The 21925-nt window shown below is 64.6% G+C and carries 15 protein-coding genes, 1 tRNA gene and 1 pseudogene; 3 read left to right on the top strand and 14 right to left on the bottom strand.

Annotated features, from left to right (window positions below; translation table 11 throughout):
• The first annotated feature begins 280 nt into the window (after nt 1-280).
• Nucleotides 281-1915: a recombinase family protein gene (locus AYJ54_RS20885; protein ID WP_082905763.1), complete on the top strand. Its 1635-nt coding sequence runs from the start codon at nt 281-283 to the stop codon at nt 1913-1915.
• On the opposite strand, the gene AYJ54_RS20890 is transcribed toward AYJ54_RS20885, so the two are convergent.
• The 13 genes from AYJ54_RS20890 to AYJ54_RS20950 all read right to left on the bottom strand — a co-directional run bounded on the left by AYJ54_RS20890 (nt 1886) and on the right by AYJ54_RS20950 (nt 19879).
• Nucleotides 1886-1962 (bottom strand) — tRNA-Arg (locus tag AYJ54_RS20890). The genes AYJ54_RS20885 and AYJ54_RS20890 overlap by 30 nt on opposite strands.
• Nucleotides 1963-2021: 59 nt before the next feature.
• The gene (locus AYJ54_RS20895) at nt 2022-3065 is read right to left on the bottom strand and encodes a sensor domain-containing diguanylate cyclase (protein ID WP_063701742.1); all 1044 of its coding nucleotides are present in this window, start codon (nt 3063-3065) and stop codon (nt 2022-2024) included.
• A 1-nt stretch (nt 3066) separates the two neighbouring features.
• Complete coding sequence (locus tag AYJ54_RS20900) at nt 3067-6174, bottom strand: EAL domain-containing protein (protein WP_063701744.1); 3108 nt, start codon at nt 6172-6174, stop codon at nt 3067-3069.
• A 184-nt stretch (nt 6175-6358) separates the two neighbouring features.
• Nucleotides 6359-7444 (bottom strand): branched-chain amino acid ABC transporter permease, encoded by a 1086-nt coding sequence (locus tag AYJ54_RS20905; RefSeq protein WP_201724228.1) that lies wholly within the window; start codon nt 7442-7444, stop codon nt 6359-6361.
• Nucleotides 7441-8451, bottom strand: coding sequence for a branched-chain amino acid ABC transporter permease (locus tag AYJ54_RS20910; RefSeq protein ID WP_063701747.1), 1011 nt, complete (start codon nt 8449-8451; stop codon nt 7441-7443). Before AYJ54_RS20910 ends, AYJ54_RS20905 begins: the two co-directional genes overlap by 4 nt.
• The gene (locus tag AYJ54_RS20915; RefSeq protein ID WP_063701749.1) at nt 8448-9170 is read right to left on the bottom strand and encodes a branched-chain amino acid ABC transporter ATP-binding protein; all 723 of its coding nucleotides are present in this window, start codon (nt 9168-9170) and stop codon (nt 8448-8450) included. Before AYJ54_RS20915 ends, AYJ54_RS20910 begins: the two co-directional genes overlap by 4 nt.
• Nucleotides 9167-9931 (bottom strand): ABC transporter ATP-binding protein, encoded by a 765-nt coding sequence (locus AYJ54_RS20920; protein WP_063701793.1) that lies wholly within the window; start codon nt 9929-9931, stop codon nt 9167-9169. The genes AYJ54_RS20915 and AYJ54_RS20920 overlap by 4 nt, the downstream gene beginning before the upstream one ends.
• Nucleotides 9932-10129: 198 nt before the next feature.
• Nucleotides 10130-11314, bottom strand: coding sequence for a substrate-binding domain-containing protein (locus AYJ54_RS20925; protein ID WP_063701751.1), 1185 nt, complete (start codon nt 11312-11314; stop codon nt 10130-10132).
• A gap of 109 nt (nt 11315-11423) precedes the next feature.
• Complete coding sequence (locus AYJ54_RS20930) at nt 11424-13466, bottom strand: acyl CoA:acetate/3-ketoacid CoA transferase (RefSeq protein ID WP_063701795.1); 2043 nt, start codon at nt 13464-13466, stop codon at nt 11424-11426.
• A 123-nt stretch (nt 13467-13589) separates the two neighbouring features.
• The gene (locus tag AYJ54_RS20935) at nt 13590-14900 is read right to left on the bottom strand and encodes an MFS transporter (RefSeq protein ID WP_201724229.1); all 1311 of its coding nucleotides are present in this window, start codon (nt 14898-14900) and stop codon (nt 13590-13592) included.
• A gap of 199 nt (nt 14901-15099) precedes the next feature.
• Nucleotides 15100-16539: a sigma-54 interaction domain-containing protein gene (locus AYJ54_RS20940; RefSeq protein WP_063701755.1), complete on the bottom strand. Its 1440-nt coding sequence runs from the start codon at nt 16537-16539 to the stop codon at nt 15100-15102.
• Nucleotides 16540-16956: 417 nt separating this feature from the next.
• Nucleotides 16957-18693: a putative bifunctional diguanylate cyclase/phosphodiesterase gene (locus AYJ54_RS20945; RefSeq protein ID WP_082905764.1), complete on the bottom strand. Its 1737-nt coding sequence runs from the start codon at nt 18691-18693 to the stop codon at nt 16957-16959.
• A gap of 220 nt (nt 18694-18913) precedes the next feature.
• Nucleotides 18914-19879 (bottom strand): sensor histidine kinase, encoded by a 966-nt coding sequence (locus AYJ54_RS20950; RefSeq protein ID WP_063701758.1) that lies wholly within the window; start codon nt 19877-19879, stop codon nt 18914-18916.
• A gap of 179 nt (nt 19880-20058) precedes the next feature.
• Here AYJ54_RS20950 and AYJ54_RS20955 point away from each other — a divergent pair, with 179 nt between their 5' ends.
• The gene (locus tag AYJ54_RS20955; RefSeq protein WP_063701759.1) at nt 20059-20898 is read left to right on the top strand and encodes an SDR family NAD(P)-dependent oxidoreductase; all 840 of its coding nucleotides are present in this window, start codon (nt 20059-20061) and stop codon (nt 20896-20898) included.
• A gap of 124 nt (nt 20899-21022) precedes the next feature.
• Here AYJ54_RS20955 and AYJ54_RS20960 read toward each other — a convergent pair whose 3' ends face one another.
• Nucleotides 21023-21514 (bottom strand): MmcB family DNA repair protein, encoded by a 492-nt coding sequence (locus AYJ54_RS20960; RefSeq protein ID WP_063701760.1) that lies wholly within the window; start codon nt 21512-21514, stop codon nt 21023-21025.
• Between the two features lie 241 nt (nt 21515-21755).
• Between AYJ54_RS20960 and AYJ54_RS49560 the strand changes: the two are divergent.
• Nucleotides 21756-21925, top strand: a pseudogene (locus tag AYJ54_RS49560) (IS110 family transposase); the annotation flags it as partial.

A 21925-nucleotide genomic window follows, 5' to 3' on the forward strand; every position in this document is an offset into this window, starting at 1 on the left:
TGTGGATCGGCAACGCTTGCCACAGTGGCGCCATGGCTCCCCCTCACAAATCGCAGCCGCGGCATCCGCCGGACCGCGCGCCACTTGACGATTTCTACGACTATGCACGTGCACCCGCGCGCCCTGGCCGACGACGAGCGAAGCGCGCTTCGGTGACATGGGCGGTGACGGACGACTGGCCGAAGGACGTGCCGGTGACCAAAACCGAGATCGACGTGTTCGAAGCGTGGTTCGGCGAACTGTTCGACGAGTTGTTTGGGAAGGTCTAGGGGACATCACCATGGCTGCAACGGTTCGTGCTGCGCTCTACCTGCGGGTCTCGACGGGACGGCAAGCCGATAGCGATCTCTCGATCCCTGACCAGCGCCGACAGGCGAAAAGCTACTGCGCATCACGTGGGTGGGAGATCGTCACCGATTATGTCGAGCCCGGTGCCTCAGCGACCGACGACCGGCGGCCGGAGTTCCAGCGCATGATCGACGCGGCGACGGTCAAGCCGCCGGCGTTTGACGTGATCCTGGTCCATAGCTTCAGCCGCTTCTTCCGTGACCAGTTCCGGCTCGAGTTCTATGTCCGCCGGCTGGCCAAGAACGGCGTGCGGCTGGTGTCGATCACACAAGAGCTCGGCGACGATCCGATGAGCAACATGATCCGCCAGATCATGGCGCTGTTCGACGAATACCAGTCCAAAGAAAATGCCAAGCATACGCTGCGGGCGATGAAGGAGAACGCGCGGCAAGGCTTCTGGAACGGTGCGCTGCCGCCGATCGGCTATCGCATCGTTGAAGCAGATGAGCAACGCGGCCACCGCACCAAGAAGACACTGGAGATTGATCTCATTCAGGCCGAGACCGTGCGGCTGATCTATCGCCTGGCGCGCGAGGGAAACGGCTCTTCGGGGGCGATGGGCGTCAAATCGATTGCCAAGCATCTGAACGAGTCCGGCATCCGAACGCGGGATGGCGGACGCTGGGGCGTCGATGCCGTGCACAAGGTACTGACGCGAACGACGTATATCGGCCGCCATCGGTTCAACACCAAATTTTGGAAAACCCGCGAGCGCAAACCGGAGACCGACGTGGTCGAAATGGCGGTGCCGCCGATCATCGAGGCCACGGAGTTCGAGGCTGTACAGACGCTGCTCGAGACGCGCTGCCCGGCACTAACCGCACCGCGTATCGTCAGCGGCCCGACCCTCCTTACCGGCATCTGCTTTTGCGCCACCTGCGGTGGAGCGATGACGCTGAGGACCGGGAAGAGCGGAAGGTACAGGTATTACACCTGCTCGACCAAGGCCCGACAGGGCGAGACCGGTTGCAAGGGTCGCACCGTTCCGATGGAAAAGCTCGACAGCGTGGTGGCCGAGCACATCGAGCAGCGCCTTTTGCAGCCTAAACGTCTCGAGGAAGTCCTATCAGGCGTCCTTCACCGCCGGAAAGAGCGCGCCGAGCGCCGAACGGCGCATATCGCCGAATTGCGCAAGCGTGCGACCGAGGCAGAAGCCAAACTCAAGCGATTGTACGACGCCATCGAAAACGGCATCGCCGAAGTGTCCGATCCGCTGCTCAAGGAGCGTGTGACCGAGCTGAAGTCCGTCCGCGACCAGGCCCGCGCCGACGCAGAGCGGGCCGAGGGCGCGCTCGATCGGGTGGGGCCGAGCATCACACCGCAAGCGCTCAAGACCTTTGCCAGCCAGGCCCGCAGGCGCATGCGCACCGAGTCGGGCGGCTACCGCCGCGACCATCTCCGCGCACTGGCCCAGCGCATCGAAGTCGACGCGAAGGAAGTTCGCATCATGGGGTCGAAAAGCGTGCTCCTGCGCACCCTGGTCGCGGCGTCGAGCGCAAAAACGGCAGGTTTTGGAGTGCCCAGTTTTGTACCGAAATGGCGCACCCGACACGATTCGAACGTGTGACCTTTGCCTTCGGAGGGCAACGCTCTATCCAGCTGAGCTACGGGTGCAGCGAGGCCTCATTTAGCCGATTGGCGAGGGGCGGGCAACCGCTTCTCGCCGCGTCGAGCTAGGCCGATTTGCGGGCGGTGGGCGCCGGAACCTCCAGCATCTCGCGGTCGGGCCTCGCAAATTCAGCCGGGACCCCTTCGGCGCAGATGATGCGGTTACGGCCGAGGCGCTTTGCGGCATAGAGCGCCTGGTCGGCGGCGCCGAGCAGCCGGTCGGGGCTACCATCGCTCTCGCCGGGGATATGGCTTGCGACGCCGACACTGAGGGTGACGTGGTCGCCGGCCCCATTGGCGCCGTGGGCGATCCGCAAGGCCATGACGGCAGTGCGGATCTCCTCGGCGACAGTGCGGGCGCTGTCGCAATCCATGTCCGGCAGAATCAGCGCGAATTCTTCGCCGCCATAGCGGCTGGCGAGGTCGAGCGGGCGCACGGCATGCCGGCTGACGACGGTGGCGACCGCGCGCAGGCATTCGTCGCCGGTCTGGTGACCGTGCAGATCGTTGAACAGCTTGAAATGATCGACGTCGACGAACAGCAGCGCCAGGGGCTTTTGCGTCCGCTGGGCGCGGGCCCATTCCGTCGGCAGCATCTGGTCGAAGGAGCGGCGGTTGGACAGGCCGGTCAAGCCGTCCTTGGTCGCGAGCTCCTTGAGCGCCATCTCGGCGCGCTTCTGGTCGGTGAGGTCGCGCAGCGTCTCCACCACCGCGATCAAATTGCCGGCCTCGTCATGAATGGGCCCGGCGTCGATGGCGAGATAGAGCTGGCTGCCGAGCTTCGGCATCACGCACCAGTTTTCGGCGCTGAAGCCGAGCCCGTTGTGGCCGCGTGCCGCATATTCCGAATAGAGCTCCGGCAGCTGTTCCGGGAGGTCAAGCGCGACGAGGTCGGCAAGGCAATGGCGCTTCGTCTCATAGAAGGCCTGCCAATGCTTGCTGGTGCCGATCACCTCGGAGGCGGCGACGCCGGTCAGCCGCTCGCAGGCGCGATTCCAGATCACGACGCGGCGCTTCGGGTCGATCACGAAGGTCGGCACGACCAGGTGCTGCATCAGCCGCACCGCATAGGAATGCGCAACGTCGACGGCCTTGGCTGGCTTCGCCATCTCAGGCCACCGCGGCCACCGGGACGTCGCCCGGACCGAACAGCTTGCGCACCTCAGTCGCGGCCTTCGGGGCGCTGAACAGATAGCCCTGCATCTCCGTGCAGCCGAGCATGCGTAGCATCTCGCGCTGCGCCTCGGTCTCGACGCCCTCGGCGACCGTGGTCATGTTGCTGGCAGAGGCGATGTTCACCACCGCCTGCACGATGACGGGTGCGCCGCTCGCTTCCGCGATGTCGGCGACGAAGCAGCGGTCGATCTTGATCTTGTCGAACGGGAAGCGCTTCAGGTAGCTCAGTGAGGAATAGCCGGTGCCGAAATCGTCGAGCGCGATGCGCACGCCGATCGAGCGGAGCTGGTGCAGGATCGAGAGCGCCGCCTCGTCGTCGCGGATCAGCACGGCCTCGGTGATCTCGAGCTCGAGCCGGCGCGGATCGAGGCCGGAGGCGGCGAGCGCGCCCGCGATCTTCAGCGCCAGCGTGTCGCATTTGAGCTGGACCGGGGAGACGTTGACTGCGAGCCGCACATGCACCGGCCAGGTCGCGGCTTCCATGCAGGCGGTGCGCAGCACCCACTCGCCGATCTCGGTGATCAGGCCGGTGTCCTCGGCGATCGGAATGAACTCGGCCGGCGACACCATGCCGCGCTCGGGATGCCGCCAGCGCAACAGCGCCTCGCAGCCGGAGACCTCACCGGTGCGCAAATTGACCAGTGGCTGATAATGGAGCTCGAAGCCGCCGTCGACCATGGCCTGACGCAGATCCTGCTCCATCGTCAGCCGCGCCTTGGCGCTCGCATCCATGGAGGGCACGAAGAAGCGATAGGTGCGGCGTCCTTCGGCCTTGGCGCCGTACATCGCGAGGTCGGCGTTCTTGATGAGCTGGTCGAGATCGGTGCCGTCCTGCGGCGCCAGCGCGATGCCGATGCTGGCGTCGGACGAGAGCTGGTGACCGAGGCAATGATAGGGCCGGCGGATCGCCGCGTGGATGCGGGTCACGAACGAGAGCACGTCGGCGGATGATTCCACCTTGGTCTGGATGACGGCGAATTCGTCGCCGCCGAGCCGTGCGATCAGATCGCCCTGCTTGAGGCAGGTGCGAATGCGGTCCGCGATCGCCTTCAACAGCTCGTCGCCGACATGATGGCCGAGGGAATCATTGATGCCCTTGAACTCGTCGACGTCGATGTAGAGCAGCGCGAACTGCTCGCCGCCTGCGACCTTCTCCAGCTCGCGTTCGATCTGCTCGCGGAACAGCGCGCGGTTCGGCAGGCCGGTCAGCGCATCGTAATGCGCCATATGCGCGATCTTCTCGTCGGCGCGCCGCCGCTCGGTGACGTCCTCGATGACGTTGATGATGTAGCGCGGTTCGCCGGCGTTGTCGCGGATGCCGATGCGTTTCGAGATGACATAGCGGTGACCGCCGGTCCGCGTTTGCCAGGCCTGCTCATCCAGGAACAGTCCCTCGGGCGACTGGAGCAGACGGTCGTCGTCGCGGGCGACGATTTCGGCGGCGGGCGCCGGGAGAATGTCGAACGCCGTCTTGCCGACGATCGTCTCGCCCGATTTCCCGAACTGCTCCTCGGCGATCCGGTTGACCAGCAGATACTGCCGCGTTCGGGCGTCCTTCACCGTGATCTGCGACGGGATATGGTCGATGATCTCGCGCAGGAACGTGTAGTTGCGGTCGCGCTCCTGCTCCAGATTGCGCCTTTCGGTGATCTCCTCGATCGTGGCGACCCACCCGCCCTGCGCGAGCGGGGTGTTGATGACCTGGAAGGCGCGGCCGTTGGGCAGCTGATGGATCCGTGTGGAGACCTTGCCTTCGGCGACGATCCTCATGACGTCGGCGCAAAATTCCTCGACGTTGCCGTCGAACGCTCCGTGCTCCTTGCGATGGGACATCGCATCATGGATGTGGCAGCCGGGCTTGATGACGTCGTTCGACAGGCCGAACATGTCGGCATAGCGGCGGTTGCAGGTGACGATATACCCGCTGGCGTCGTACAGGATCAGCCCCTGCGACATGTTGTTCAGCGCAGTGTCGAGCCGCAGGCGCTCCGACTCCAGCCGTTCCTGGGCCTCGCGGTTCTGCCGGTTGATCTGCCGGATGATCAGAAACAGGATCAAGGCGATCACCGCGGCCGAAAGCGTGGCCGTGGTGACCATGAAGCCGGTCTGCTGCCGCCAGTCCGCGAGCGCGGCGGTCAGGGTGTTGGTTGCAACGATCACCAGCGGGAAATGCGTCAGCGACGCGGCCGAGCCGAGCCGCTCTTCGCCGTCGACGGGGCTCCTGATCCGAAGCGTTTGCTGACCGCCTTTGGCCAGCACCTTCTGCATCAGCGGCGCGTCCTTAAAACTCCGGCCGACGAGCTCCCCGACATGCGGGTAGCGCGCCAGCAGCTTGCCTTCGCGATCGAACAGCGAGATGGCCGCGCCGTCGGCGAGCGCGACCGAGGCGAAATAGCGTTGATAGCTGTCGGGATCGATCCGGCGGACCATCGCGCCGAGGAACGTGCCGTCCTGTGCGCTCAGCCGGTGCGCCACGATCGTGGTCCATTTGCCGATGAGGAAGCTGTGCACGGATTCCAGCAGCACCGGCTCCGCAAGCGGATTCGACTTGAAGGTCTGGAAATAGACGCGCGAGGAGACGTTGATCTTGGGCAACGGCTCGGCCCGCGACCAGTTGATCAGCTCGCCGTCCGCGTCGTAGATCGCGATGTCGCCGAGATAGGAGACGGCGCCGACCTTGCCGCGCAGCATCTGGTTTGCGGCAGGTCCCGACATCCGCTCGCGAAACATTTCGGGCGAGGTGATTTCCGGCAGATGCATCTGTCCGATCAGATCGGCGGCGACGAGGTCGGAGTCCTCGAACTGCTGGTCGAAATGGCGTGTAATCAGTTGAACGGTGTTTTGCAGCTCGCGCTCGCGGTTCGCCAGCGTGCGCTCACGAAATTCGCCAACGGCCATGGCGGTCACGGCGAAGATGCCGGCTACGAGCAGCGCGCCGGACAGGGTCAGCCACAGCACCGGGCCGCGCCGCAACGCTGCCTCCCAGCCGCCTCTCGCGGCCAGGGACATTCCGGTCGCGATCCCTGAAAACACCTGACGCATTCCCCCTCCCTGAGGGAACACGAATACACCGCACAAATGGCCCAAACCTTAGGAAAGCCAGTTACCTAAGGATTAATCCGGTTGCGCTGTGACGCCGGCGTGCAGCTCAGCGGGAATTTTTTCGCGGCGCCCCCAGGTTGCACAACGCTCGCGATAAGCGCTGCGCTGCATCATTAATTGCGGCTTAATGGGAGGCGGAAGGGCTCTTGTCGCCGCCGCCACTGCGCAGCCTTCCGACCACACCGGTCGGGAAGAAATAGACGCTCGCAATGAACAGCAGCCCCAGCCACAGCAGCCAGCGGTCCGGGTGCAGGAGCCCCGGCAGCAGCGGCAGGCCGGCTTCAGCCGCCGCCTTGGAGGCGACGCCCATCAGTGACTGGAGATAGTTCTGGGCGAGGATGAAGATCGTGGCGCCGATGATCGCGCCATAGATCGTGCCCATGCCGCCGATCACCACCATCAAAAGAATATCGAGCATGATCGAGAAGCTGAGTGAGGTGTCGGGTCCGGCGTAGCGCAGCCAGAGCGCATTCAGGATGCCGGCGCTGGCGGCGACCAGCGCGGCGAGGCAGTTGGCGTAGGTCAGGTGGAAGACGGTGCGGAAGCCGAGCGCCTCGGCGCGGAAGCGGTTCTCGCGGATCGCCTGCAACACGCGCCCGAATGGCGAGTTCACCACCCGCAACAGGCCGAGGATCATCAGGGCTGAGACGGCGAAGACGAGGTAGTAGGTCAGGGTGCGGCCGTTGATCTCGAAGCCCACGAGGTTCTTGGAGATCAGCACGGTGCCGGGCCGGAGCAGCTCGGGCAATTGAAAGCTGCGCCCGTCCTCGCCGCCGGTCAGCCAGGAGAGTTGCGAGGCCAGCACCTGGAAGGCGGAGGCGACCGCAAGCGTGATCATGGCAAAGAAGATCGCCGCCACCCGCAGCGAGAACAGGCCGATGGCGAGCGCGAGCAGCGCCGCGAGCGGCAGGCCGATGACAATGCCGGTTGCGACCGCGCCCCAATTGGGACCCATCGCGTACAGCGCGATCGCGATCGCGTAGCTGCCGATGCCGTAGAACATGGTGTGGGCGAACGACACCGAGCCGGTATAGCCGAGCAGGAGGTCGTAGGAGGCGACCAGCGCGGCGAAGACGCAGATCTTGGCCGCGACGTTCAGCGCCTTGGCGCCGGGAAAGAGGAACGGCGTCGCCGCCAGCGCCAGGATGATAACGACGAGAATGAGGGTGAGGACGCGGCTTCGCGGCGGGTCGCCTGACAGGATCATCATCGGCTGGTCACCGCATAAAGGCCGCGCGGTCGCCACATCAGGATGGCGACCATCAGCAGGATATTGGACACGAGAGCGAGCTTCGGCACCAGGAAGCCGCCGTAATTGGCGACCATCGCCACCAGAATGGCGCCGATGAAGCAACCGCCGATCGATCCGAGCCCGCCGATGATGACGACGATGAAGATCAGGACGGTGAGGTCGTCGCTCATGGAGGCATGGACCTGCTCGCGATAGAGCGCCCACATCACGCCGCCGAGGCCGGCGAGCGCCGATCCCGTCATGAACACGCCGAGGAACAGGCGGCGGATGCGATAGCCGAGCGCCTCGACCATCTCGCGGTTCTCGACGCCGGCGCGGATCAGCAGCCCGAGCTTGCTGCGATTGAGCACGAGCTGGATCGCGATGAAGACGGCGAGGCCGATGAGGGTCGCCAGCACGCGATATTTCGCGATCGCGACGTCGCCGATGATGAACGAGCCGCGCAGCGAGGCGGGCAGCGGCAGCGGGATGATCTGCGGCCCCCACAGCGCGTAGAGCGCCTGCTCGGCGACGATCAGGCCGCCCGTCGTCATCAGGATCTGCTTCAGGTGCTGCCCGTAGACGGGCAGGATCAGCACGCGCTCGACGACGAGGCCGAGCGCGCCCGACACCGCCATCGAGAGCAGCGCCGCCGGCGCCAGCACGGCGAGGTTCATCCAGAGCGAGTCGGCCTGCATGGAGGCGGCGAACGGCGCCAGTACCAGCGTTGCCACATAGGCGCCGACCGCGATGAAGGCGCCGTGGCCGAAATTGAGCACGTCCATCAGGCCGAACACCAGTGTCAGGCCGGAGGCCATGATGAAGATCATCATGCCCATGGCGAGGCTCGCGGCGGTCAGCGTCAGCCAGGAGCTGGTCGAGCCGATCAGCGGAATCACGACGAGCGCCAGCGCGATCGGCAGGAGGATCGGTGCGAGATCGCGCTTGGGCTTCGGCAGCGGATCGGTTGCGGCAAGTTCAGTCACTGATGCGCCTCCAGGCTCAGGCCGAGCAGCCGCTCCTGCAGCGGCACGTCGGCGGCCAGCTCCGCCATCGCGCCGCGATGGACGATGGTGCCGTTGTCCATGATCAGCACGCTGTCGCCGAGCTCGCGAGCGGCGAAGAAGTTCTGTTCGACGAGAAGAATGGTGGCGCCCTTGCGCTTGATCTCCTTCAGGCATTCGATCAGCGCCATGACGATGGCGGGCGCCAGCCCCTTGGTCGGCTCGTCGATCAGCAGCAGCTTGCGCGGCTCGATGATGGCGCGCGCGATCGAAAGCATCTGCTTCTGTCCGCCCGAGAGACTCCCCGCGCGCGACAGCCAGAACCGGCGCAGCGCCGGGAAAAAGCCAAAAATCCAGTCGAGCTGGGTGTCGTCGAGCGGTCCGTCGCGCGCCGCGAGCACCAGGTTCTCCTTCACCGTGAGATCGGAGAACACCGCCATGCTCTCCGGCACGTAGCCGACGCCGCGCCGCGCGATGTCGGGCGTGGCGCGGCCCTCGATCCGCTCGCCGGCCAGCACGATCTCGCCGCGCGAGGCCTGCCAGAGACCCATGATGGTGCGCAGCGTCGTGGTCTTGCCGGCGCCGTTGCGGCCGAGCAGCATCGTGGTCTGCCCCTGCGGAACCACGAGATCGATGCCCTGGAGGATGTGGTAGCGGCCGATATGGGTGTGCACGCCGGACAGCGTCAGAAGGTCGGTCATGCTGCGCTCTTCGGGGCGACGCCGAGATAGGCTTCCTGCACGATCGGCGAGGCAATCACCTCGGCCGGCGGGCCGTCGGCGACGAGCTGGCCGTTATGCAGCACGATGATGCGGTCAGCGAGCGAGCGCACCACGTCCATCTTGTGCTCGACCAGCAGGATGATCTTGCTCTTGTCCTGCTTGAGCTGTGCGATCAGGTTGAGCACCACCGGCACTTCGTCGATGCTCATGCCGGCGGTCGGCTCGTCGAACATGAAGACTTTCGGCTCCAGCGCGATCATCAGCGCGACCTCGAGCTTGCGCTGGTCGCCGTGCGACAGCGCGGTCGCCGGCACGCCGCGCCGGTTACCGAGCGCGACCTGGTCGAGGATGCCATCGGCGCGCGCGATCAGGTCACGTCGGACCATCCAGGGCCGCAGCATGTCGTAGTGGGTGCCGTTCGCGGCCTGCACCGCGAGGCGGACATTCTCCTCCACCGTCAGGTTCGGGAACAGGTTGGTGAGCTGGAAGGCGCGGCCGAGGCCTGCGCGGGTGCGTAAGGGTGCGGAATGCTCCGTGATGTCGGTGCCGTCGAACAGGATGCTGCCGCTCGATGCGCGCAGCTGGCCCGAGATCAGGTTGAAATAGGTGGTCTTGCCGGCGCCGTTCGGCCCGACGATGGCGGTGAGCTTGGCCGGGCGAAACGTGCAGCTCACATTGTTGACCGCGACATGGCCGCCGAAGCGAATGGTGAGGTCGCGCGTCTCTAGCGTCAGGGCCATGGTCATAACAGGTGTCGGTTGAGGGATGCACCTCTCCCCGCGGGGGAGAGGTCGATTTGCGCAGCAAATCGGGTGAGGGGCTCAGGTCCCACGGTAGAGCGTAACCCCTCACCCGGCGCTTCGCGCCGACCTCTCCCTACGGGAGAGGTTGACACCATCTGGGCGGAGTTGAGCGCCATATTGCCGTGAGCCTTATCCTCACCGCTTGTTGCGGACCGGAACGTCCATGTCCTCGATCTTCAGCTCGCGCACCGGCTCGAGCACGGCCCAGGCGACGTTCGGATCGACCTTGACCCTGAAGTGATACATGCTCTGGAGCGCCTGATGGTCCTCCTTGCGGAACACCATCTTGCCCTTGGGCGTGTCGAACTCCAGGCCTTCCATCGCAGTGATCAGCTTCTCGGTGTCGGTCGACTTCGCCTTGGTGACGGCGGCGACGACGGACATCGCGGCCGCGAAGCCGCCCGCGGTGAAGAAGTCCGGCGGCGCCTTGAACCGCTTCTGGTGCTCGGCGACCAGCCAGTCGTTCACCGGGTTCTTCGGAATGTCATAGTAGTAATAGGTCGCGCCTTCCATGCCGGGCAGGCCCTTATAGGCCGCGAGCGCCGGCAGGATGTTGCCGCCGGTGGAGAGCTCGATGCCGTAGCGCTTCGGGTCCATGTCCTGGAGTTTTGCCAGTGGATTGCCGGCGCCGGCCCAGATCACCCAGATCACCTTGCGGCCGGGCTTGTCCTTCAGCGCATCGAACAGGCGCTGGCCGACCGCGGTGAAGTCGGTAGTGTTGGTCGGGGCGTATTCTTCCGCCGCGAGCGTCGCGCCGGTCTTGGCGAGCGCCTCCTTGAAGGCGGCGACGCCGTCGCGGCCGAAGGCGTAGTCCTGCGCCAGCGTCGCGACGGTAACACCCTGCTTGCCGATCGCGACCGCGTTGGAGATCGCATCCTGCGAGGAATTGCGCGCCGTGCGGAAGACGTAGCGATTCCACTTCTCGCCGGTAATCTGGTCCGCGACCGCCGGCTCGACGATCAGGATCTTCTTGTTCTCCTCGGCGACCGGGAGAATGGCGAGCGCCGCGGCCGACGAGGTCGTGCCGATCGCGATGTCGGCCTTGTCGTCCTGATAGGCCTCGGCAAGCGCCGCCTTCGAAAGGTCCGGCTTGCCCTGGTCGTCCTTGGTGATGATGACGATCTTGCGACCGTCGAGCGTCATGGTGCCCTTGGTCGCGTATTCAAAGCCCATCTGCAGGCCGGTCTCGGTCTGCTTGGCATAGGCCTCGAGCGGACCGGTCTTGCCGTAGATCAGCGCGACCTTGAGGTCCTCTGCGCGCGCGGACGTCGCCGCGGCGAGGCCAAGAATGGTTGTTGTTATGATGAATGACAAACGCAAGACGGTCCCTCCTGATCAAATTTATTGGGCAACAGCGATTTGCACAGCCTGACGAACATTGCAATTCAACCTTCCGGCCGAGGCCGTCGCCTGCGAGCTGCGCATCATTTTAAGCCGGCCGTGCCGCGCGTTGCGAGTCACTGTCAGGCGCTGCGCCCTCGATATGACGCCAATCCGATTGCGCCTCTTCGGCGCTCTCGAAGATATGCGGCGCGACGCCGCGCCTCTCCAGCGCTTCGCCGAGCTTGATCCGCAGGAAGCCGGAGGTGGTGTAGCGCGAGACGCCCGAATAGAAGCCGTCGGTGAGGCTGCGCACCATGGCCGAATAATCGTCGAGCAGCTCGGGCAGGATCGTGAAGTTGTCATAGTTGACGATGGCGTAGACCCTGTGACCGAGCGGCGCGAGCCTGGCTTCGACGATCCGCGCGATCGCGTCGATATCGGCCTTGCTGCGCAGGGGATAGCGCTCCAGGTTGACGAAGAACAGGTTCTGCTGCTCGTCCAGCGTGAAGCGCTGGTCGAGCGGGATGGTGAGCAGCCGCTCGCGCAGGTCCATGGGGTCGTCGCGGAAGATGCGGGCATCCATAAGGACGGGATCGCGCGGAAGCAGAGGCTTGAATTCCATCAGGCGTAGAATGTCGCGCTCGATATCGATACCGGGCGCGACTTCCGTGAGCTCGAGCCCGTCGGGGCGCAGCTCGAAGACGCAGCGCTCCGTGACATAGAGAACCCGCTGTTTGCGCGCCGCCGCAACCGCGCCGCTGAAGGTGACGTGCTCGACCCCGTCGACGAATTTGCGTGACTTCGCCTCCTCGACGATCGACAGCTTGCCGTCGTTGATCGCAATGCGCTGCCTGCCCGCACCGAACGTGCCGACGAACACGACCTCCTTGGTGTTTTGGCTGATGTTGATGAAGCCGCCGGCACCGGCGAGCTTCGGCCCGAACTTGCTGACATTGAGATTGCCGGCGCAATCGACCTGGGCGAGCCCGAGGAAGGCGGCATCTAACCCGCCGCCGTCATAGAAGTCGAACTGGTAGGGCTGGTCGATCACGGCCTGCGTGTTGATCGCCGCGCCGAAATCGATGCCGCTGGCGGGAATGCCGCCGATCACGCCGGGCTCCGCCGTCAGCGTGATCAGGTCGATGATCCGCTCCTCATTGGCAACGGAGGCGATCCCCTCGGGCATTCCGATGCCGAGATTGACGACGCTGTTGGCCTTCAGCTCGAAGGCGGCGCGGCGGGCGATGATCTTGCGTTCGCTCATCGGCATCACCGGCAGGGATGCTGCGCGCACCCTGATCTCGCTCGAGAAGGCAGGGTTATATTGCGTGCCAAAAGTCTGCCAGTGATGCTCAGGCTTCGCCATGACGACGCAGTCGACGAGGATGCCGGGGATCTTGACCTGGCGCGGATTGAGGCTGCCGCTCTCGGCCACCCGTTCCACCTGGGCGATGACGATGCCGCCGGAATTATGCGCTGCCATCGCGATCGCGAGCGCTTCCAGCGTCAGCGCCTCCTTCTCCATGGTGAGGTTGCCATCGGGATCGCCGGTGGTGGCGCGGATGATCCCGACGTTGATTGGGAAGGTCTTGTAGAGCAGGCACTCTTCGCCACGAAGCGTGATCAGCTCCACCATGTCCTCGGTGGTGCGGGCATTCAGCTTGCCGCCGCCATTGCGCGGATCGACGAAAGTGCCCATGCCGACGCGGGTGGCGTGTCCGGGCCGGTGTGCCGCGATGTCGCGGAACAGATGCGTGATCACGCCCTGCGGCAGATTGTAGGCCTCGATCTGGTTGGCGATCGCGAGCTGCTGGAGTTTTGGCGCAAGGCCCCAGTGCCCGCCGATGACGCGCCGGACCAGGCCTTCATGCGCGAAATGATTGAGGCCGCGATGCTTGCCGTCGCCCTGGCCCGCGGCATAGACCAGCGTCAGATTGCGCGGCTTGCCTTGCGTATAGGGCGCATCGCCCTCGTTGGAGAGATAGAGCTCCTCGAGCGCGATCGCGATCTCCTCGGCAAAGCCGATGCCGACGAAGCCACCGGTAGCAACCGTGTCGCCGTCTCGGATCAGCATGACGGCTTCGGCTGCGGTGACGATTTTGCCCTTCTCGGCGTTGCGCAAGTAGGGCAAGGCAGGATGCTGGCTCACGGCGTTCCCTCCCATGTCTGTTGCGGACCGCATGCCCGTTCTTCTTGTTTTGCCTTAATCGTATCGCGTGGAGCGGCCGGCGACCAGCCGCCCCAGCGCCACAGGCGTTGCGATCAGCCCAATTCAGGGCTGAACGATCTTGCGTGTCTCGGTGGCGAAATAGACCGACACGACAGTGATGATGGCCAGCGCGATCATGTAGAGCGAGATCGGCCAGGTGGCCGGCGCGTAGGCCGTCATCAGGCCGGTGGCGATCAGCGGAGACAGGGCGCCGGCGAAGATCGAGGCGAGGTTGTAGCCGAGCGAGACGCCGCTATAGCGCACCTTGGTACCGAACAACTCCGACAGGAAGCTCGCCTGCGGCCCGTACATGGCGGCGTGACCGACGGCGAGGCCCAGCACGATCGCGATCCAGGCGAGGTGCGGGTTCTTGGTCGACAGCAGCATGAACAGCGGGAACGACATCAGCGCCGAGAACACCGCGCCGAAGATGTAGATCGGCCGCCGCCCGACCCGGTCGGACAGCGCGCCGAAGGCCGGAATGGTGAAGGTCTCGATCGCGGCAGCGATCAGGACGCCGTTCAGCATGTCCTGCTTGTTCATGCCGAGCGATTGCGTCGCATAGGCGAGCACGAAGGTTGCGTAGATGTAGAAGAAGCCGTTCTCCGCGAAGCGCGCGCCCATCGCGAGCAGGATGTTCTTCGGATACATCCGGATCGCGTCGACGATCGGCATCTTCACTTCCTGCTTGGTGTCCTTGACCTTCTGAAACTCCGGCGATTCAGCGATGGTGAAGCGGATCCAGAGGCCGACCAGCACCAGCGCGATCGAGAACAGGAACGGGATACGCCAGCCCCAGGCATAGAGCTGCGCGTCGGTCAGCATCGAAGATACCACCGAGAACACCAGCGTGCCGAGCACGAGGCCGAGCGGGGCGCCGAGCTGTGGCCAGCTTCCATAGAAGCCCTTTTTGTCCTCAGGCGCGTGCTCGACCGCCATCAGCACCGCGCCGCCCCATTCGCCGCCTAACCCAAAACCCTGGATCAGCCGGCAGGCGATGAGCAGGATCGCGGCCCAGATGCCAGCGGTCTCGTAGGTCGGCAGGAAGCCGATCGCCGCGGTCGCCGCACCCATGATCAGGAGCGTCAGATAGAGCATGGTCTTGCGGCCGATCTTGTCGCCGTAGTGGCCGAACACGACGCCGCCGAGCGGGCGGGCGATGAAGCCGAGCGCGTAGGTCGCGAACGCCAGGAGCGTGCCGACCATGGGGTCGAAGGTCGGAAAGAACAGCTTGTTGAAGATCAGCGCTGCGGCGGTGCCGTAGAGGAAGAAGTCGTACCACTCGATCGCCGTGCCGATCAGGCTCGCGGTGGCGACCGTGACGTGCGAAGGCTGTCGTGTCTGAAGCTGGTTGACTGTGATTGCTCCACTCATCTTGGGTGCTCCCTGTTTTTGCCAAGCGCGCACTTGCAGCATGCGTCTTTGTGCAGAGCGAAAAGCAAGCTCCGCGCCAGATGCGACGGACATGAGCAAAGTGGCTGAAAACCCGGCAATTCGCGCATCGGCACCGGGAAGGAAGCGCAACCTGCCGTGTCAGGAATCCGAGACTCCGGACAGTCCCGTGTCTCGAAACTCAGACGGAGGAGGGACCCGAGGCGAGGCCGAACTTGGCGAGCTTCTTGTAGAACGTCGCGCGCGAGATGCGCAGCATCTTGGCGGCTTCCGAGATCTGGCCGTTCGTGGCGGCGAGCGCCTGTTCGAGCGTGTGCTTCTCGAATTCGGCCTCGGCCTCGGCATAGGGCACCACGATGCCGGTCGGCCGCGCCGGCGCGGCTAGCCTCGTCTCCGCGCCGACGGGGAGGATGCGGGCGAAATCGTCGCCGGTCAGCCGTCCGGAATCGCTGAGGATCAGCGCGCGCTCCAGGATGTTGCGCAGCTCGCGGACGTTGCCAGGCCAGTCGTAACGGGAGAGCGCGGCGAGCGCGCTCGGCGTGATCTTCGCGTTGACGTAATCGCCGGAGGCGCTGATGTCCTCGAGCAGCCGCGCGCATATCTCGGGCAGATCGTCGAGGCAGTCACGCAGGGGCGGCAGGTCGATCGAGAGCACGTTCAGACGGTAGTAAAGATCGGCCCGGAACGCGCCGTCGCTGACGCGCTTGCGCAAATCGACATTGGTGGCGGCGACCACGCGCACGTCGACTTTCGAAATCTTGTCCGAGCCGAGCGGCTCGATCTCACGCTCCTGCAACACGCGCAGGAGTTTTGCCTGCAATTGCAGCGGCATCTCGCCGATCTCGTCGAGGAACAGGGTGCCGCCATCGGCGATGCGGAATTTTCCTTCGCGGCCCTTGCGGTCGGCGCCGGTATAGGCGCCCGGCGCGGTCCCGAAAAATTCCGATTCGATCAGCGTGTCGGGGATTGCGGCGACGTTGACGCTGACGAACGGCTTGTCGGCGCGGGACGAGGCGTTGTGAATCGCCTGCGCCAGCATCTCCTTGCCCGTTCCGGTTTCGCCGGTGAGAAGCACCGTGACGCTCTGCCGGGCGGCGCGGCCTGCGAGTTCCTTGGCCCCGGCGATCGCCGGCGTCTTGCCGACGAAGTCGGCGAAAGTAAATCGCGCTGCGCGGGCGTTCGACAACTGCCGGCGCGCCAGCCGCAGATCGCTCTCGAGCTGGGCGACGCGGGCGAGCAGCGGTTTGAGGCTGTCGAGCTGGTCATAGAGCACGAAGCCGATTGCGCCGATCACCGTGCCCCGCTCGTCCTCGATCGGCATGCGCGTCACCACGAGCTGCTCGCCGCCGAGCTCCATGATGTCGAGCAGGATCGGCTCGCCGGTCTCCGCCACCTTCCGCATCAGGCTGTTCGGGATGATCTCCTCGATCGGCCGGCCGATCGCCTCAATGGTGCGCTTGAGGCCGAGGGCCGCGAGATATTTCTCGTTGACGTAGACGACCCGCCCGTTGCGATCGATCGCAATCGCGCCCTCGCACAGGTTTTCCAGCCGCTCGAACAGCGTCTCCATCGCGCGCGCACGGAGATAGGCGGGATCGCTGACGGAGGAGGGGACGGACATGGCGTACCTCGGACGAAGTCCACCTGTTTATTACCAAAAGGCCAGTAATTTCAAAGGGCGAAAACGCGGGCCGGCTGGCTCAACGATCTCCGTGTCGTCCCGGCGAAGGCCGGGACCCAACCCCAGAAGGCATTTGCAGCGCAAGACTGGTAACCACGAGTCTTCGCCAAACCAATTCCTGGGGTTGGGTCCCGGCCTTCGCCGGGACGACATCGGGTTTGTGGACGCGCTGCCGGCCTCATCACCGATGTCGTCCTGGACAAGCGCAGCGAAGCGGAGCGCAGATCCAGGATCCATTACCCCAGGAAGGGGTTTGGTGAAGACTGATAACCACTATCTCGCGCCACAGCATCTCCCTGAGGTTGGGTCCTGGCTTTCGCCAGGACGACATCGAAGTTTGTTGCGCCGTCTTCGCCCCTACCGCCGGTACCCGCTTGCCCGCGAGTATCCCTGCCGGTTCTGCTGCATGGGGCGGCTTGCGACGCTCACCCGCGCCTCGCTGGAAGCGGGTGTGGCGAGCTTCAGCTCCTCCAGGAAGATCGGGCGGGCGAAATAATAGCCCTGCGCGTAGCGGATCTTGGTCGCGGCCTGGAGATACGCGAGCTCCTCATAGGATTCGAGGCCCTCGGCGATGACGGTCATGCCGAGCGCTTCGCTCAAGGATTCGATCGCGCGTAAAATGCCCTGGCTGCGCGGGCGTTTATGGATGTCGGTGATGAAGGACCGGTCGATCTTGATCTCGTCGGCGGTGATGTCGGCAAGCGCCGACAGCGAGGAGTAGCCGGTGCCGAAATCATCGATCGAGATGCCGACGCCGAGCTTGCGGAACATCGGCAGGACCTCGGCCTGGAAATGATTCTTGGTAACGAAGGCGTCTTCCGTCACCTCGATCATGAAGCGCTTGGGGAAGCCTGTCTCTTCCAGCGCCCGCGCGAAGGTGCGCATGAATTCGGGATTGCCGGCCTGCTTGGCGGCGACGTTGATGCTGATGGTGGCTTCGGCGCCGAAGGTGTCGTTGATCAGGTCGATCGACTTCACGATCTCGGCGAGCACCAGATGCGTCAGCTCGTCGATCAGCCCCAGTTCGCTGGCGAGGTTGATGAACGAGCCGGGCGCCTGGATCACGCCTTCGTCGTCGCGCAGGCGCACCAGCGCCTCGATGCCCCTCACGGCCTGCGTCCTGATGTCGACCTTGGACTGGAAGGCGCAGCAGAAGCGCTTCTCCAGGATGGCGAGCCGCAGCGACTGCTCGATCTTCATGCGCGCGAGCGCCTCGCGCTCCATGCTGGAATCGAAGAACGCCGCCGAGCCCTTGCCGTTGTTCTTGATGCGGTACATCGCGATATCGGCGTTCTGTCGCAGCATCTCGAAGCTGCGGCCGTGGTCCGGGTAGAGGCTGACGCCGACGGAGGTGGAGGCGAAGATCTCGGAATTGTCGATGAAGAAGGGCGCGGTCAGCCGCTTCAGCGCCGACTGCATGAACTCGGCAACCTCCTGCTCGCTCTCGATCGGCGACAGCAGGAGCAGGAATTCGTCGCCGGAGATGCGCGACAGCATGTCGGACTCGCGCAGGTCCCGGCCGAGCCGCTTCGACAGCTCGACCAGCAGTGCATCGCCAACGGCGTGGCCGTAATAGTCGTTGATGTGCTTGAAATTGTCGACATCGAGGAAGGCCACCGCAAACCGCTCGCCGGCCTTCTCGCGCGCAAGGATGCTGTTGGTGCGATGCTCGATCACACGCCGCGAGGGCAGCCCGGTGAGCTCGTCGAAATAGGCGGAGCGGAACAGCTGGTCCTCGAAATTCTTCTGCTCGGTGATGTCGGCGGAGGTCGAGATCAGGAGGGCGCAGCCGGCGACGCGCACCGGCCTGTGGGTGGTGAGCAGCACCTGGCGCGCAGCGCCGTCGTGGAGCGTTTCTTCGGTGACGATCGCCTGGCCGGCTCTCAGCGCCTGCTGGCAGGCGTCGCGGCGTTGCGCCAGATCGTGTGTGGGGCGGCTGCCGTCCATGCCGAGCTGGGCGGCCGCGGCATCGTTAACCAGCAGAAGGTCGCCGCGCTCGTCCTGCACGGTCAGGCCGGCCGGCAGCATTCTAATGATTTCCTTGAGAAATCCGAGTTCGGCTTCAGTCGCGCCGGAGTATTTGCTGTCGTTCATAGAATGCATGAATCTTCTTGTTCAGGCGCGGCTTTGCAATGCGCGCGATCTTGCGCAGCTCCCTCTTAGGTTTGGTTAAGGGGTCCGCAGAAATACGGGGGTGTTTTGAGAGAAACTTGCGGCGTTGCGACGCGGGCTGGCGATCGTCATTAACAGAGCGTCAACGGCGCTTCTCGAAACTGCGAGCGAAGCGCGCGAGCGGCTTTCGTTTTCAGTCGGACTATTCGCTGCGGGGGATGCGACATTGCATGATGCAATGCAGCCCGGTCTTCAGGTACGAGATCTCGCTCTTGCCGTCGAAGGCCGTTAGTGCCGACTTCAGCAGTTTGGTGCCGAAGCCGGGCGCGGACACTTTGTCGACGCTCGGGCCCTCGGTTTCGTCCCAGGTGATGGTCAGGCGATCGTCGCTGACGGTCCAGGACACCTGCAACAGTCCGCGCGGCGAAGAGAACGCGCCGTATTTGCCCGCATTGGTGGCGAGCTCATGAAACATCAGTGACAGCGTCACCGCGAGCTTTGCCGGCAGGAACAGCCGTTCGCCGTTGAGGGTGAAGCGGACATGGCCGTAGGGGCCGAGCTCCGAGATCAGGAGGTCACGGATGTCGCAGCCGGTATTGTCGATCCGCGAGATCAGGTCGTCGGTCGCGGCCAGCGATCGCAACCGCGGGTCGATCCGGGACCAGACCTGCGGCTGTTCGTGTAGCACCTGATGCAGCACGGCATGCACGGTCGAGAGCTTGTTCTTCAGCCGGTGCTGGAGCTCAGCGACCAGGAGCTTGCGATAGTCCTCTTCCTCGATCAGGCGCTTGGCGATCCGGCGCTGCTCGACCAGCATCGCGCGATAATGCTCGACGCCCCAGATGGTGAGCGCACAGACGGCCCAATAGAGCGCCAGCAGGGCAAATCTTGCGCGATCCGCAAAGGCGTCGCCGAAGTTCAGGACGACGCCGAGCACGCCGCCGACGATTGCGGTCAAGATGCCGATCCGAAAGCCCCCGAACGCGGCGGCGAAGAACACGGCCGGGAAATACGGCGTGAAGTACACGTCGGGGCGCACATGCGCGAGGCCCCAGCGCGCCAGCGTTGCCAGCAGCAGGCAGACCGCCGCGAAGACGAGGCTCAAGCCGAGCGACGGCGGTGCCACGCCCTGCCAGCCCTTCCGGAATTGGTCGACCAGCTTCACCATGCGCTGCCCAACACTACTGCGCGTTCGAAAATCGAGCCGCAGGTGAGAATGTTACGCATGTCGCCACCGCAAGCATAGCTTGCCTTGCCCGCGGCGGGCAGGGATAGTGGTCGTTGCGGCCACGGCATCGACCGGTATCCGCCAATTGGCATCAAATAGTTCGAAAACGGGAACATTCCATGGGTAGGCTGGACGGCAAGGTTGCGGTGATCACCGGTGCGACGAGCGGAATCGGACTGCGTACGGCCGAAGTCTTCGTTGCCGAAGGTGCCAAAATTGTGATCGCAGGGCGGCGTATACCGGAGGGCGAGGCGCTGGCGCAGCAACTCGGCGCCGCCTGCATCTTCCGCCAGACGGACGTGACGGTCGAAGAGCAGATGCGCGCGCTGATTGCGCTCGCGGTGGAAAAATTCGGCCGGATCGACTGCCTCTTCAACAATGCCGGCGGGCCGGCGCAGACCGGCGGCATCGAGGGTCTCGAGGTCGAGCGGTTCGACGCGGCGATGGCGACGCTGGTGCGTAGCGTGATGCTCGGCATGAAGCATGCCGCGCCCTACATGAAGAAGCAGGGTTCTGGCAGCATCATCAACAATGGCAGTATCGCTGGCCGCCTCGCCGGCTTCTCCTCCTCGATGGTCTATGGCGCGGCCAAGGCGGCGGTGATCCATCTCACCAAATGCGTGGCGATGGAGCTCGGCGAGTCCAACGTGCGGGTCAACTCGATCTCGCCCGGTGCGATCGCGACCGGGATTTTCGGCAAGGCGCTGGGGCTGTCGACCGAGGCTGCGGAGAAGACGCCGGCGGTGATGCGCGAGGTCTACAAGAGCGCACAGCCGATCCCGCGTGCGGGCCTCCCCGACGACATTGCACATGCCGCCGTGTTCCTGGCGAGCGACGAGTCGAGCTTCATCAACGGCCACGATCTCGTCGTCGACGGCGCCATCACCGGCGGCCGCAACTGGAGCCAGCAGCAGCAGGGCTATGTCGCGCTGCGCAAGGCGTTCGACCAGGGGGCGTAGGGACCGCAAAGAAGGAATCCGTAGGGTAGGCAAAGGCGCGCTCTTCGCGCGCCGTGCCCACCAACGGTGCTCGAACCCGGAAAGAGACGTGGTGGGCGCGCTTCGCTTTGCCCATCCTACGAACTCATTCCCAAAAATCCGCGTGCCCCTGCGGATCGACCAGCCGGTTGATCCTGAGCGCGGCCGCCATCGCAAAGCGCACTGTCATCTGCTTGCGCGTGGGCGCGGGCAGCTTGTGCTCGGGCGCCTCGCAGTGCAGATGCGCGCCATAGGCATCCGCAATGATCAGGCCCGTGCCCTCCGGAAAGATTTCGCAAGGAAGATCCTGCGTGAAGGCGAAGAACAGCCGGTCGCAATGGGCGCGGTATTCGTGCCATTTCTGATCGGCGCGCAAATCCTCGACCGACGACTTGATCTCGACGATCCAGATCTCGCCGCGCTCATTCAACGCCACCAGGTCAGCGCGCCGGCCAGACGGCAGCGGCAATTCGCTGATGCAGGAAAAGCCGAGCGAGCGCAGCAGCCGCGCCGTGCCGCGCGCGATCGCCAGCGCCGTCTCCGACTGGCGGCGGTCCGGCGGCGGCACGGGCGCGATGTTGCGGGCGGTGTTGTCCATGGGGCAAGTCTAACCGATTCCGCGGTGCGCGCACACCTTCGAGAGTGACGGACGATATCGCCCATCTCCGCTGTCGTCCCGGCGACGGCCGGGACCCATAACCCCAGGGGGTAGTTGTGGCGCGAGCGCGTAACCCCCAGTCTTCGCCAAACTCCATCCTGTGGTTGATGGTGTGGACGGCCCCCTACGGCATCAGTGTGCCAGAATGAGGTTGTCGAAATCTCAGACATGGGAGCCGTCCGTGAGCCAGATTATCCGCATTGGGATGGATACGTCGAAGTATATTTTTCAATTGCATGGGGTTGATGCATCGGAATCGGTCGTGCTTCGCAAGCGGCTGAGCCGCAAGGCGATGCTGGCGTTTTTTGCCAAGCTGCCGCCGACGGTGGTGGTGATCGAGGCCTGCGGGGC

This window comes from Bradyrhizobium centrolobii, from assembly GCF_001641635.1.
Classification (GTDB): Bacteria; Pseudomonadota; Alphaproteobacteria; order Rhizobiales; family Xanthobacteraceae; genus Bradyrhizobium; species Bradyrhizobium centrolobii.

Bases quoted from the DNA above. Each gene is read 5' to 3' on its own strand.
- AYJ54_RS20920 (WP_063701793.1), bottom strand. From the start codon at position 9,931: ATGGCCCTGACGCTAGAGACGCGCGACCTCACCATTCGCTTCGGCGGC.
- AYJ54_RS20905 (WP_201724228.1), bottom strand. From the start codon at position 7,444: ATGATGATCCTGTCAGGCGACCCGCCGCGAAGCCGCGTCCTCACCCTC.
- AYJ54_RS20960 (WP_063701760.1), bottom strand. From the start codon at position 21,514: ATGGACAACACCGCCCGCAACATCGCGCCCGTGCCGCCGCCGGACCGC.
- AYJ54_RS20950 (WP_063701758.1), bottom strand. From the start codon at position 19,879: ATGGTGAAGCTGGTCGACCAATTCCGGAAGGGCTGGCAGGGCGTGGCA.
- AYJ54_RS20940 (WP_063701755.1), bottom strand. From the start codon at position 16,539: ATGTCCGTCCCCTCCTCCGTCAGCGATCCCGCCTATCTCCGTGCGCGC.
- AYJ54_RS20885 (WP_082905763.1), top strand. From the start codon at position 281: ATGGCTGCAACGGTTCGTGCTGCGCTCTACCTGCGGGTCTCGACGGGA.
- AYJ54_RS20895 (WP_063701742.1), bottom strand. From the start codon at position 3,065: ATGGCGAAGCCAGCCAAGGCCGTCGACGTTGCGCATTCCTATGCGGTG.
- AYJ54_RS20935 (WP_201724229.1), bottom strand. From the start codon at position 14,900: ATGAGTGGAGCAATCACAGTCAACCAGCTTCAGACACGACAGCCTTCG.
- AYJ54_RS20900 (WP_063701744.1), bottom strand. From the start codon at position 6,174: ATGCGTCAGGTGTTTTCAGGGATCGCGACCGGAATGTCCCTGGCCGCG.
- AYJ54_RS20955 (WP_063701759.1), top strand. From the start codon at position 20,059: ATGGGTAGGCTGGACGGCAAGGTTGCGGTGATCACCGGTGCGACGAGC.
- AYJ54_RS20945 (WP_082905764.1), bottom strand. From the start codon at position 18,693: ATGAACGACAGCAAATACTCCGGCGCGACTGAAGCCGAACTCGGATTT.
- AYJ54_RS20915 (WP_063701749.1), bottom strand. From the start codon at position 9,170: ATGACCGACCTTCTGACGCTGTCCGGCGTGCACACCCATATCGGCCGC.